Annotated in this window: 11 protein-coding genes; 7 read left to right on the top strand and 4 right to left on the bottom strand. The window is 52.6% G+C overall.

Going from position 1 to position 12743, the window contains the following annotated elements:
- Positions 1–156 precede the first annotated feature (156 nt).
- From pgi to A7Z29_RS15865, 5 genes are all read left to right on the top strand, one after another.
- Positions 157–1806: a glucose-6-phosphate isomerase gene (gene pgi, locus A7Z29_RS15845; RefSeq protein WP_000789996.1), complete on the top strand. Its 1650-nt coding sequence runs from the start codon at positions 157–159 to the stop codon at positions 1804–1806.
- A gap of 511 nt (positions 1807–2317) precedes the next feature.
- Complete coding sequence (yjbE, locus tag A7Z29_RS15850) at positions 2318–2560, top strand: exopolysaccharide production protein YjbE (protein ID WP_001233407.1); 243 nt, start codon at positions 2318–2320, stop codon at positions 2558–2560.
- Between the two features lie 186 nt (positions 2561–2746).
- Complete coding sequence (locus tag A7Z29_RS15855; protein ID WP_001296632.1) at positions 2747–3385, top strand: YjbF family lipoprotein; 639 nt, start codon at positions 2747–2749, stop codon at positions 3383–3385.
- Complete coding sequence (locus tag A7Z29_RS15860) at positions 3382–4119, top strand: capsule biosynthesis GfcC family protein (protein WP_105290452.1); 738 nt, start codon at positions 3382–3384, stop codon at positions 4117–4119. Before A7Z29_RS15855 ends, A7Z29_RS15860 begins: the two co-directional genes overlap by 4 nt.
- Complete coding sequence (locus A7Z29_RS15865) at positions 4119–6215, top strand: YjbH domain-containing protein (RefSeq protein ID WP_105290453.1); 2097 nt, start codon at positions 4119–4121, stop codon at positions 6213–6215. Before A7Z29_RS15860 ends, A7Z29_RS15865 begins: the two co-directional genes overlap by 1 nt.
- A 46-nt stretch (positions 6216–6261) precedes the next feature.
- Here the strand turns inward: A7Z29_RS15865 and A7Z29_RS15870 are convergent, their stop codons facing one another.
- Positions 6262–6540: a hypothetical protein gene (locus tag A7Z29_RS15870; RefSeq protein ID WP_010344805.1), complete on the bottom strand. Its 279-nt coding sequence runs from the start codon at positions 6538–6540 to the stop codon at positions 6262–6264.
- A gap of 275 nt (positions 6541–6815) precedes the next feature.
- Between A7Z29_RS15870 and psiE the strand changes: the two genes are divergently transcribed.
- A complete protein-coding gene (psiE, locus tag A7Z29_RS15880; protein ID WP_000202902.1) occupies positions 6816–7226 on the top strand; it encodes a phosphate-starvation-inducible protein PsiE in 411 nt (136 codons plus the stop codon).
- Between the two features lie 93 nt (positions 7227–7319).
- Here the strand turns inward: psiE and malG are convergent, their stop codons facing one another.
- From malG to malE, 3 genes are all read right to left on the bottom strand, one after another.
- Positions 7320–8210, bottom strand: a complete 891-nt coding sequence (malG, locus tag A7Z29_RS15885; protein ID WP_001252058.1) for a maltose ABC transporter permease MalG — start codon at positions 8208–8210, stop codon at positions 7320–7322.
- Positions 8211–8224: 14 nt separating this feature from the next.
- Positions 8225–9769 carry a maltose ABC transporter permease MalF gene (gene malF, locus A7Z29_RS15890; protein ID WP_010344809.1) on the bottom strand — a complete coding sequence of 515 codons (1545 nt, stop codon included), beginning with the start codon at positions 9767–9769 and terminating at the stop codon, positions 8225–8227.
- A gap of 244 nt (positions 9770–10013) precedes the next feature.
- On the bottom strand, positions 10014–11204 hold the full coding sequence (malE, locus tag A7Z29_RS15895; protein ID WP_000695404.1) for a maltose/maltodextrin ABC transporter substrate-binding protein MalE: 1191 nt from the start codon (positions 11202–11204) through the stop codon (positions 10014–10016).
- Between the two features lie 364 nt (positions 11205–11568).
- On the opposite strand from malE, the gene malK reads away from it, so the two are divergent.
- Positions 11569–12684 carry a maltose/maltodextrin ABC transporter ATP-binding protein MalK gene (gene malK / locus A7Z29_RS15900; RefSeq protein ID WP_000179160.1) on the top strand — a complete coding sequence of 372 codons (1116 nt, stop codon included), beginning with the start codon at positions 11569–11571 and terminating at the stop codon, positions 12682–12684.
- The last annotated feature ends 59 nt before the right edge of the window (positions 12685–12743 follow it).

A 12743-nucleotide genomic window follows, 5' to 3' on the forward strand; every position in this document is an offset into this window, starting at 1 on the left:
CAGCGGGCGTGGTCAGAAATTGTGCTTATAACGTCTATACTTTTTATCCTCTTCAGTAGTTAGCTGAGCTAACGGCACTAAAACCATCACATTTTTCTGTGACTGGCGCTACAATCTTCCACAGTCACAATTCTCAATATCAGAAGAGTATTGCTAATGAAAAACATCAATCCAACGCAGACCGCTGCCTGGCAGGCACTACAGAAACACTTCGATGAAATGAAAGACGTTACGATCGCCGATCTTTTTGCTAAAGATGGCGATCGTTTTTCTAAGTTCTCCGCAACCTTCGACGATCAGATGCTGGTGGATTACTCCAAAAACCGCATCACCGAAGAAACTCTGGCGAAATTGCAGGATCTAGCGAAAGAGTGCGATCTGGCTGGCGCGATTAAGTCGATGTTCTCTGGCGAGAAGATTAACCGCACCGAAAACCGCGCCGTGCTGCACGTGGCGCTGCGTAATCGTAGCAATACGCCGATTCTGGTTGATGGCAAAGACGTAATGCCGGAAGTCAACGCGGTGCTGGAGAAGATGAAAACCTTCTCGCAAGCGATTATTTCCGGTGAGTGGAAGGGTTATACCGGCAAAGCAATCACCGACGTGGTGAACATCGGTATCGGCGGTTCTGACCTCGGCCCGTACATGGTGACCGAAGCACTGCGTCCGTACAAAAATCACCTGAATATGCACTTCGTTTCTAACGTTGACGGAACTCACATCGCAGAAGTGCTGAAAAAAGTGAACCCTGAAACCACGCTGTTCCTGGTGGCGTCTAAAACCTTCACCACTCAGGAAACCATGACCAACGCCCATAGCGCGCGTGACTGGTTCCTGAAAGCGGCCGGTGATGAGAAGCACGTTGCGAAACACTTTGCGGCGCTCTCCACCAATGCGAAAGCCGTTGGCGAGTTTGGTATTGATACCGCCAACATGTTCGAGTTCTGGGACTGGGTCGGCGGCCGTTACTCTTTGTGGTCAGCGATTGGTCTGTCGATTGTTCTCTCCATCGGCTTTGATAACTTCGTTGAACTGCTTTCCGGCGCACACGCGATGGACAAGCATTTCTCCACCACGCCAGCCGAGAAAAACCTGCCTGTATTGCTGGCGCTGATCGGCATCTGGTACAACAATTTCTTTGGCGCGGAAACTGAAGCGATTCTGCCGTATGACCAGTATATGCACCGTTTCGCGGCGTACTTCCAGCAGGGCAATATGGAATCCAACGGCAAATACGTTGACCGTAACGGTAACGTAGTGGATTACCAGACTGGCCCGATTATCTGGGGTGAGCCGGGTACAAACGGGCAACATGCGTTTTACCAGCTGATCCACCAGGGAACCAAAATGGTGCCGTGCGATTTCATCGCGCCGGCTATCACCCATAACCCGCTCTCTGATCACCACCAGAAACTGCTGTCTAACTTCTTCGCTCAGACCGAAGCTCTGGCCTTTGGTAAATCCCGCGAAGTGGTAGAGCAGGAATATCGCGATCAGGGTAAAGATCCGGCGACGCTCGACTATGTAGTGCCGTTTAAAGTGTTCGAAGGTAACCGTCCGACCAACTCCATCCTGCTGCGCGAAATCACCCCGTTCAGCCTGGGGGCGTTGATTGCGCTGTATGAGCACAAAATCTTTACTCAGGGCGTGATCCTGAACATCTTCACCTTCGACCAGTGGGGCGTTGAGTTGGGTAAACAGCTGGCGAACCGTATTCTGCCGGAACTGAAAGATGACAAAGAAATCAGCAGCCACGATAGCTCGACCAATGGTCTGATTAACCGCTATAAGGCGTGGCGCGGTTAATCATCGTGCATGTCTGATGCCGCTACGTAGGCCGGATAAGGCGTTTATGCCGCATCCGGCAACCGGTGCCTGATGCGACGCGGTCGCGTCTTATCAGGCCTACAGGTCGATGCCGATATGTACATCGTATTCGGCAATTAATACATAGCACGATTGATTAAATAACCTTAATAACAATGCCGACTATAAGTCGGCATTGTTCTATCAGATAAATCCTCTTGTCTGTGATTTAACGAAAATCATACCGTGAGGTTAATCCTAAAATAGATTTTTAGTCTGTAATTATTTCGGAAAATACGCAGGTCAATCGCTTTTGTGTTTATTTTAACCTCATGATTAACATAATTATTTATATATAATAAAAAATATATAATTGATATTTATTCCAATTATCCTAAAACCCCACCACTAATTCCTCGCGCCGTAATTCACATGCTTTAGTTGTGTATACTCGATCCCGCCCGAAATGTTTTTGGGTAAATCTCCATTCATTCAATGAAGGGAAATTGTTATGAGAAAAGTTCTGTATGGCATTTTAGCCATATCTGCGCTTGCGGCGACTTCTGCGTGGGCTGCACCTGTACAGGTGGGCGAAGCGGCAGGGTCGGCAGCAACGTCGGTTTCGGCGGGCAGTTCCTCCGCGACCAGCGTCAGCACCGTAAGCTCGGCGGTGGGTGTCGCACTCGCGGCAACCGGTGGCGGTGATGGTTCTAATACCGGAACCACCACAACCACGACCACCAGTACCCAGTAATAACGTATGTATCCCCAAAATAATTCGAGTTGCAGGAAGGCGACAAGCGAGTGAGTCCCCGGGAGCATAGATAACTATGTGACCGGGGTGAACGAGTGCGGTCACCGCATCTGCAGCTTGAAGTATGACGGGGATTAACCATAACCACACTCCGGTGTGGTTATTCTGCCCCTCTGGAGAAGAGTCGTGAAGCGACCTGCACTCATTCTTATCTGCCTGCTATTACAGGCCTGTTCAGCCACGACTAAAGAGCTGGGCAATTCACTGTGGGACAGTCTGTTCGGCACGCCAGGCGTACAGCTGACGGACGATGATATTCAAAATATGCCCTACGCCAGCCAGTACATGCAGCTTAATGGCGGGCCGCAGTTATTTGTGGTGCTGGCCTTCGCTGAAGACGGACAACAAAAATGGGTCACTCAGGATCAGGCCACTCTCGTCACACAACATGGTCGTCTGGTGAAGACTTTGCTTGGCGGCGACAACCTGATTGAAGTAAATAACCTTGCCGCCGACCCGCTGATTAAACCCGCACAAATTGTTGATGGTGCAACATGGACGCGCACGATGGGCTGGACCGAGTACCAGCAGGTACGCTACGCCACCGCACGCTCAGTCTTCAAATGGGATGGCACCGATACCGTCAAAGTCGGCAGCGATGAAACTCCGGTTCGCGTGCTGGACGAAGAAGTCTCCACCGACCAGGCGCGCTGGCATAACCGCTATTGGATCGACAGCGAAGGACAAATTCGCCAGTCGGAACAGTATCTCGGCGCGGATTATTTCCCGGTGAAAACCACTCTCATCAAGGCAGCAAAACAATGATTAAACAAACTATTGTCGCGTTGATTTTGAGCGTGGGAGCGTCATCGGTCTTTGCGGCGGGCACCGTCAAGGTGTTCAGCAATGGCAGCAGTGAGGCCAAAACGCTGACGGGCGCAGAGCATTTAATCGATCTGGTGGGGCAACCGCGACTGGCGAATAGCTGGTGGCCCGGTGCGGTGATCAGCGAAGAGCTGGCAACGGCAGCAGCATTGCGGCAGCAGCAGGCGTTGCTGACACGGCTGGCAGAACTGGCCACAGATTCCAGCGCCGAGGATGCCGCCGCGATTAACGCCTTACGTCAGCAAATTCAGGCGTTGAAGGTGACGGGCAGGCAAAAAATCAATCTTGATCCCGATATCGTCCGCGTTGCCGAACGCGGTAACCCGCCGTTGCAGGGCAACTACACGCTGTGGGTCGGACCACCACCGTCCACGGTCACGTTGTTCGGGCTTATCAGCCGTCCTGGCAATCAGCCATTCACCCCAGGTCGCGACGTGGCGAGCTATCTCTCTGACCAGAGCCTGCTCAGCGGTGCGGATCGCAGCTACGCGTGGGTGGTTTACCCGGACGGACGCACGCAAAAAGCGCCGGTGGCTTACTGGAACAAGCGTCACGTAGAGCCAATGCCCGGCAGCATTATTTATGTTGGCCTCGCGGACTCCATCTGGAGTGAGACGCCTGATGCCCTTAACGCCGACATTCTTCAGACTCTGACGCAGCGGATACCTCAATAATGAAAAAAAGACATCTGCTTAGCTTACTGGCGCTGGGCATTAGCACAGCTTGCTACGGCGAAACATATCCTGCGCCCATTGGTCCGTCGCAGTCGGATTTCGGCGGCGTAGGATTATTACAAACGCCCACCGCGCGTATGGCGCGGGAAGGGGAGTTAAGCCTGAACTATCGCGATAACGATCAGTACCGTTATTACTCAGCTTCAGTGCAACTCTTCCCGTGGCTGGAAACAACGCTGCGCTACACAGACGTGCGCACCCGGCAGTACAGCAGCGTCGAAGCGTTCTCTGGCGATCAAACGTATAAAGATAAAGCCTTCGATCTCAAACTGCGTTTGTGGGAAGAGAGTTATTGGCTGCCGCAAGTGGCGGTTGGTGCGCGGGATATCGGCGGTACGGGGCTGTTTGATGCGGAATATCTTGTTGCCAGCAAAGCCTGGGGGCCGTTCGATTTTACGCTCGGCCTGGGCTGGGGATATCTGGGCACCAGCGGTAATGTGAAAAATCCGCTCTGTTCAGCCAGTGATAAATATTGCTATCGCGATAACAGCTACAAACAGGCGGGATCTATCGACGGTAGCCAGATGTTCCACGGTCCTGCCTCACTGTTTGGCGGCGTGGAATACCAGACGCCCTGGCAACCGCTGCGCCTGAAACTGGAGTATGAAGGCAATAATTATCAACAGGATTTTGCCGGTAAGCTGGAGCAAAAAAGTAAGTTTAACGTCGGGGCGATTTATCGCGTTACCGATTGGGCCGACGTTAACCTTAGCTATGAACGTGGCAACACCTTTATGTTTGGCGTCACGCTGCGCACCAACTTTAACGATCTGCGCCCGTCTTACAACGATAACGCCCGCCCGCAATATCAACCGCAGCCGCAGGATGCCATTTTGCAGCATTCGGTGGTGGCGAATCAGTTAACGCTGTTGAAATACAATGCCGGACTTGCCGATCCGCAGATCCAGGCGAAAGGCGATACGCTGTATGTTACCGGCGAGCAGGTGAAATATCGTGATTCGCGTGAAGGGATCATCCGTGCTAATCGGATCGTGATGAACGATCTGCCGGATGGGATCAAAACGATCCGTATCACGGAAAACCGCCTTAACATGCCGCAGGTGACGACGGAAACCGATGTCGCCAGCCTGAAAAATCATCTCGTCGGCGAGCCGCTTGGGCATGAAACGAAGCTGGCGCAAAAACGCGTCGAGCCGGTGGTTCCGCAGTCCACCGAGCAGGGCTGGTATATCGACAAATCGCGCTTTGATTTCCATATCGATCCGGTGCTGAACCAGTCGGTTGGTGGCCCGGAAAACTTTTACATGTACCAACTGGGCGTGATGGGAATGGCGGATTTGTGGCTGACGGATCACCTGCTCACCACCGGTAGTCTGTTTGCTAACCTTGCCAACAACTACGACAAGTTTAACTACACTAATCCACCGCAGGACTCGCACTTACCGCGCGTTCGTACCCACGTGCGTGAGTATGTGCAGAACGATGTCTATGTGAATAACCTGCAAGCCAACTACTTCCAGCATCTGGGCAACGGCTTCTACGGTCAGGTCTACGGTGGTTATCTCGAAACCATGTTTGGCGGCGCGGGGGCAGAAGTGTTGTATCGCCCGCTGGACAGCAACTGGGCGTTTGGTCTGGACGCCAACTACGTTAAACAGCGTGACTGGCGTAGCGCGAAAGATATGATGAAGTTCACTGATTACAGCGTGAAAACCGGTCATTTGACCGCGTACTGGACGCCATCTTTCGCCCAGGATGTGTTAGTGAAAGCCAGCGTCGGGCAGTATCTGGCAGGGGATAAAGGTGGCACGCTGGAGATCGCCAAACGCTTTGATAGCGGCGTGGTGGTGGGTGGCTATGCCACGATCACGAATGTTTCGAAAGAAGAGTACGGAGAAGGGGACTTCACCAAAGGCGTGTATGTCTCTGTGCCGTTGGATCTCTTCTCGTCTGGCCCGACACGCAGCCGTGCGGCAATTGGCTGGACGCCGCTGACGCGTGATGGTGGTCAGCAACTTGGGCGTAAGTTCCAGTTGTATGACATGACCAGCGATCGAAGCGTGAATTTCCGCTAAGCCGTGGGAAAGGTGCCAGTTTTCGCAATCACTGGCACCCTCATTCTTAATGGCCTGTCGAGCCATCAGGAACGCAGTTCACCCCCGGTTTGCGATCTGGTGTGTAAAGGCGAAAACATTCTGTCTTCCTGTCCGTCGATATCGGTTGCAGGTCTGATTGCCTGAGCGACTGAGCCATCATTGGGCTGGAGACATTGCTTTGCGGAAGGTCGGCTTTATCAGCAGTACCAAGCGGACCGGCAAAAGCAGGAAGAACAGAGACTGATAACAACAAAGCAGCAAAATAAGGCTTCATTTTTACCACCTTTATCAGGTTACGTTTCATTTGTTCCAGAGGAACATTGTCGATTTTTCGCGCTTTGCTGGTGGCCGGGAATCACCTGAATGGGTGATTTTTTGAGGCTGTGTGTCTTGCCGGATGCGCCGCCAGACGCGGCTTATCCGGCCTACGGGTAGGACGGATAAGGCGTTCACGCCGCATCCGGCGCTGGCGGGAGGCACCATCTAACACCAGGTTGAACAAAACATACACAAAAAATATAGATCCCCGTCACATTTTTGCGTTATACAGGAAGCTCGCCACTGAGTTGGAGGGCTGTTATGACGTCGTTATCTCGTCCGCGCGTGGAGTTTATCTCCACCATTTTGCAGACCGTTCTCAATCTTGGCCTGCTGTGCCTCGGCCTGATTCTGGTCGTATTCCTCGGCAAAGAAACGGTGCATCTGGCTGATGTGCTGTTCGCGCCAGAACAAACCAGCAAATATGAGCTGGTGGAAGGGCTGGTGGTTTACTTTCTCTATTTCGAATTTATCGCCCTGATTGTGAAGTACTTCCAGTCCGGTTTTCACTTTCCCTTACGTTACTTTGTCTATATCGGGATCACCGCCATTGTGCGCTTGATCATCGTCGATCATAAATCGCCACTGGATGTGTTGATCTACTCGGCAGCGATCCTGCTACTGGTGATCACCCTATGGCTATGTAATTCGAAACGGCTGAAGCGGGAGTAAAAAAAGGCGCTCCAGGGAGCGCCGAATAACAGTCACAAGTTGGGATAACGTAAGTTGAGGGTGCAGCGGCATAACATTGGCAGAACAACATCTTTAACCTTTCACACCACCTGCCGTCAGGCCGTTGACCAGCCAGCGTTGAGCCAGCAAGAAGACGATGGTGATCGGTAATGCAGACATCACGGCAGCGGCGGCAAAATCGCCCCACAGGTAGTTTTGTGGGTTGAGGTATTGCTGCATCCCCACGGCCAGGGTGTAGCTGTTCACGTCACGCAGTAACAACGACGCGACCGGAACTTCAGTAATGGCAGCGATAAACGACAGGATGAACACTACCGCCAGAATCGGTACTGACAGCGGCAGCAGTACGAGGCGGAAGGCTTGCCACGGTGTCGCACCGTCCAGCGCCGCCGCTTCTTCCAGCGAACTGTCGATGGTTTCGAAATAACCTTTAATCGTCCAGACGTGCAGCGCAATCCCGCCCAGGTAAGCAAAGATAACGCCGCCGTGGGTATTCAGACCGATAAACGGAATGTACTCACCCAGACGGTCAAACAACGCATACAACGCCACCAGTGAGAGTACCGCCGGGAACATCTGGAAAATCAGCATTCCTTTCAGCAGCGTCGCTTTGCCTGGAAAGCGCATACGGGCAAAAGCGTAGGCGCAGGTGGTGGAGAGCGCCACAATGCCAATCGCGGAAATCCCGGCGACCTTTACCGAGTTCCATAGCCACAGCAGTACCGGAAATGGCGGTGGCGTAATGCGACCATCAGCCTGTTCAACGCTAAAACCTAACGCCAGTTTCCAGTGATCCCACGAGATTTGTTCCGGGATCAGGCTGCCGGTCGCGAAGTTCCCCTGACGCAGCGAGATTGCGACGACCATCAGCAGCGGGAACATAATCGCCGCGATAAAAAGTAGCAGTAGCAGGTGAGTAATAAACAAACGTGCTTTTTGCGATTTCGGTTGGACCATTGCCATTTTTGTTATCTCCCTTAATCAAACTTCATTCGTGTGGCTTTCAGGTTCACTATCGCCAGCGCACCCACCAGCAGGAAGATCAGAGTGGCAATTGCTGCCGCCAGACCGAAGTCCTGACCCCCGCCGCCTTCAAAAGCGATGCGGTAGGTGTAGTTAACAAGCAGGTCGGTATAACCGGCTGGCGTGGTGGTGCCAAGACGATCCGGGCCACCGTTGGTCAACAGTTGAATCAGCACGAAGTTGTTAAAGTTAAAGGCGAAGCTGGCGATCATCAGCGGTGTCAGCGGCTTGATCAGCAGCGGCAGCGTGATTTTAAAGAAGTTCTGGAATGGACTTGCGCCATCCATCGCTGAGGCTTCATACAGGTCGTCAGGAATCGCTTTCAGCAAGCCCATGCAGAGGATCATCATGTACGGATAACCCAGCCACGTGTTGACGATAATCAGCATCGTTCGTGCGGTGGTCGGATCGCTAAACCAGGCGGGCTTCACGCCAAACAGCGCGCTCAACATCATGTTGATTTCACCGAAGCTCTGGTTAAACAACCCTTTGAAAATCAAGATTGAAATAAACGATGGCACCGCGTAGGGCAGAATCAGCAGGACGCGATAGACCGCTTTGCCGCGCAACGCTTCCCATTGCACCAGACAGGCCAGCACCATGCCGACTGCAACCGTTAAAAAGACAGTGATCAGTGAGAACATCACGGTCCAGACGAAAATCGCGAGGAACGGTTTCTGAATGCCTTCGTCGGTGAAGACGCGGGTAAAGTTTTTCCAGCCGGTAGTCACGGTGTAACCGGGGCTGAGTTTGTCGTCGCCCCAGTTGCCATCGGCGGTGATGGACTGGTAAAAGCCGGTCTGGTCATTCGGACGATATTTGACGCCACTCTGGTTATTGGTCAGCGTACCGTCATCGCCCAGTGTGTAGAGCGGTTGTGTGCCAGAGAACTGGCGCAGGGAGCTCATCATCACTTTGTTGTCATCCGGGAGGATGGCGGTAATGTTGCTCAGCGCCTGACGATTTTGGGTAATCACGCGCAGATTTGCGCGCTCGCCCTCAGGCTGTGTGGCACTTTCTTTCAGTTGCAGCTTTTGCTCGCCGCCAAATTTAAAGGCATCGGAGAGATAATGCTTACCGGTTTCGCCATCGGTGAGCGCCAGTTGCCACTCATCACCTGCCGGATAAAGCCCGAAGTTATAGGTTTTGCCCGCTTGCCAGGAACGATCTAACAGAACTTCCTGGGCGCGTTCAAAAGTTAGCTGGTTAGTGCTGCTGTAGTTGGTAAAAGCAATGGCGATGGTGCAGACCAGAGGGAAGAGCACGAACAGCCCCATTCCTGCCATTCCCGGATAAACATAGCGCCAGGCGTAGGCTTTCCGGTTGGCGAAAATATACAGCCCCGCAGAACTTAAAATCAGCGTGGTAATGGCGAACAGGTACTCCCCTTGTGCGTACATTAAAACAACAAGGTAACCCACCAGCAGGCCAAGCAGACCTAACACTGACCATTTCAGCGCGTCGCTTTGCCACCAATGTTTCTTTTTAATGACATCCATGGGGTTCTTCCTCATTCCTGGACGGATAAATGATTACACCGCATCCGGCAACAACCGCCTGATGCGGCGCTGGCGCGCCTTATCAGGCTTACGTACAGTTCGTTTTTCCAGGTCGGATGAAGCATTTACGCCGTACCCGACAACAACCGCCTGATGCGACGCTGACGCGTCTTATCAGGCCTACATATGTTTCGGTTTCGTAGGCCGGATAAGGCGTTCACGCCGCATCCGGCATTTCACAGCATTACTTGGTGATACGACCCTGCGCATCTTTCAGCGCGGCATCAACAGTTTGACGACCGCTGGCGGCGTTGATCACTGCGGTACGCACGGCATACCAGAAGGCCGACATCTGTGGGATATTCGGCATGATTTCACCGTTCTTGGCGTTATCCATGGTGGCGGCAATGCGTTGATCTTTCGCCAGCTGATCCTGGTAAGACTTCAGCGCCACGGCGCCCAGCGGTTTATCTTTATTTACCGCTTCCAGCCCTTCGTCAGTCAGCAGGTAGTTTTCGAGGAACTCTTTTGCCAGTTCTTTGTTCGGGCTGGCAGCGTTGATGCCTGCACTCAGAACGCCAACGAACGGTTTGGAAGGTTGTCCCTTGAAGGTCGGCAGCAGCGTCACACCGTAGTTCACTTTGCTGGTATCGATGTTGGACCATGCCCACGGACCGTTGATGGTCATCGCCGTTTCACCTTTGTTAAAGGCCGCCTCTGCGATGGAGTAATCAGTATCCGCATTCATGTGTTTGTTTTTAACCAGATCAACCAGGAAGGTCAGACCCGCTTTCGCGCCGGCGTTATCCACACCAACGTCTTTCACATTGTATTTGTCATTTTCATACTTGAACGCATAACCACCGTCGGCAGCAATCAGCGGCCAGGTGAAGTACGGTTCTTGCAGGTTGAACATCAGCGCGCTCTTACCTTTCGCTTTCAGTTCTTTATCCAGTGCCGGGATTTCTTCCCAGGTTTTTGGCGGATTCGGCAGCAGGTCTTTGTTATAAATTAGCGATAACGCTTCAACGGCAATCGGATAAGCAATCAGTTTGCCGTTATAACGTACAGCATCCCAGGTAAACGGATACAGCTTGTCCTGTAACGCTTTGTCTGGGGAGATTTCAGCCAACAGGCCAGATTGGGCATAGCCGCCAAAGCGGTCGTGCGCCCAGAAAATAATGTCCGGACCATCGCCAGTGGCCGCAACCTGGGGGAATTTCTCTTCCAGCTTATCTGGATGCTCAACGGTGACTTTAATTCCGGTATCTTTCTCGAATTTCTTACCCACTTCTGCGAGGCCGTTGTAGCCTTTATCGCCGTTGATCCAGATTACCAGTTTACCTTCTTCGATTTTGGCGAGAGCCGAGGCGGAAAACATCATCGTCGTCAAAACAGATAATGCGAGGATGCGTGCACCTGTTTTTATTTTCATAATCTCTGGTCCTTGTTGGTGAAGTGCTTGTGAAAACGCCTGAACGGACTCTAGTTTCTTTATACGGCAACCTCTTTCCATCCTCCTTGCCCCTACGCCCCACCTTCGTTTTATGTGATCTGCATCGCAGAAACGGCAGTATTGCGGTAAGGCGCACACAAAATTGCCATGTTTTTTGCAAGCAATATCACGAATTTCCTTACTTTCCCTCGGATTAGTATGCAGACCCCACCTTCTCATCCTCCCGCCTCCTCCCCCATAAAAAAGCCAGGGGGTGGAGGATTTAAGCCATCTTCCGATGACGCATAGTCACTGCATCATGAATGTTGCTGTCGATGACAGGTTGTAACGAAGGGAGAAGGGCATGGCGAGCGTACAGCTGCAAAATGTAACGAAGGCCTGGGGGGATGTGGTGGTATCGAAAGATATCAATCTCGACATCCACGAAGGTGAGTTCGTGGTGTTTGTCGGACCGTCTGGCTGCGGTAAATCCACTTTACTGCGCATGATTGCCGGTCTTGAGACGATCACCAGCGGCGACCTGTTCATCGGTGATAAACGAATGAACGATACCCCGCCAGCAGAACGCGGCGTCGGCATGGTGTTCCAGTCCTATGCGCTCTATCCCCACCTGTCTGTGGCAGAAAATATGTCTTTTGGCCTGAAATTAGCAGGCGCAAAGAAAGAGGTCATCAACCAGCGTGTTAACCAGGTGGCGGAAGTGCTGCAACTGGCGCACTTGCTGGATCGCAAACCGAAGGCGCTCTCCGGCGGACAACGTCAACGTGTGGCGATTGGTCGTACGCTGGTGGCCGAGCCAAGCGTGTTTTTACTCGATGAACCACTTTCCAACCTTGATGCCGCGCTACGTGTACAGATGCGTATCGAAATTTCCCGTCTGCATAAACGCCTGGGGCGCACGATGATTTACGTCACCCACGACCAGGTCGAAGCGATGACGTTGGCCGACAAAATCGTGGTGCTGGACGCCGGTCGCGTGGCGCAGGTCGGGAAGCCGCTTGAGTTGTATCACTATCCGGCCGACCGCTTTGTCGCCGGTTTTATCGGTTCACCGAAAATGAATTTCCTGCCGGTAAAAGTGACCGCCGTTGCAATCGATCAAGTCCAGGTTGAGCTGCCGATGCCAAACCTCCAGCAGGTATGGCTGCCGGTTGAAAGCCACAACGTTCAGGTCGGCGCCAACATGTCGCTGGGCATTCGCCCGGAACATTTACTGCCAAGCGATATCGCCGACGTCATCCTTGAGGGGGAAGTTCAGGTGGTCGAGCAGCTCGGCAACGAAACGCAAATTCATATCCAGATCCCTTCCATTCGTCAAAACCTGGTGTACCGCCAGTCTGACGTGGTGTTGGTAGAAGAAGGTGCCACATTCGCTATCGGCCTGCCGCCAGAGCGTTGCCATCTGTTCCGTGAGGATGGCACTGCATGTCGTCGACTGCATCAGGAGCCGGGCGTTTAAGCACCCCTAAAAAAGACACAAAGCCTGTGACAGGCGATGTGAAAAAAGAAAAGCAATGA

It is taken from the genome of Escherichia sp. MOD1-EC6842 (assembly GCF_002965705.1).
GTDB lineage: Bacteria > Pseudomonadota > Gammaproteobacteria > Enterobacterales > Enterobacteriaceae > Escherichia > Escherichia ruysiae.

Excerpts from the sequence above, each read along its gene's own strand:
- malG (WP_001252058.1), bottom strand. The coding sequence starts at position 8,210 with ATGGCAATGGTCCAACCGAAATCGCAAAAAGCACGTTTGTTTATTACT.
- A7Z29_RS15865 (WP_105290453.1), top strand. The coding sequence starts at position 4,119 with ATGAAAAAAAGACATCTGCTTAGCTTACTGGCGCTGGGCATTAGCACA.
- A7Z29_RS15860 (WP_105290452.1), top strand. The coding sequence starts at position 3,382 with ATGATTAAACAAACTATTGTCGCGTTGATTTTGAGCGTGGGAGCGTCA.
- psiE (WP_000202902.1), top strand. The coding sequence starts at position 6,816 with ATGACGTCGTTATCTCGTCCGCGCGTGGAGTTTATCTCCACCATTTTG.
- malE (WP_000695404.1), bottom strand. The coding sequence starts at position 11,204 with ATGAAAATAAAAACAGGTGCACGCATCCTCGCATTATCTGTTTTGACG.
- malK (WP_000179160.1), top strand. The coding sequence starts at position 11,569 with ATGGCGAGCGTACAGCTGCAAAATGTAACGAAGGCCTGGGGGGATGTG.
- pgi (WP_000789996.1), top strand. The coding sequence starts at position 157 with ATGAAAAACATCAATCCAACGCAGACCGCTGCCTGGCAGGCACTACAG.
- malF (WP_010344809.1), bottom strand. The coding sequence starts at position 9,769 with ATGGATGTCATTAAAAAGAAACATTGGTGGCAAAGCGACGCGCTGAAA.
- A7Z29_RS15870 (WP_010344805.1), bottom strand. The coding sequence starts at position 6,540 with ATGAAACGTAACCTGATAAAGGTGGTAAAAATGAAGCCTTATTTTGCT.
- yjbE (WP_001233407.1), top strand. The coding sequence starts at position 2,318 with ATGAGAAAAGTTCTGTATGGCATTTTAGCCATATCTGCGCTTGCGGCG.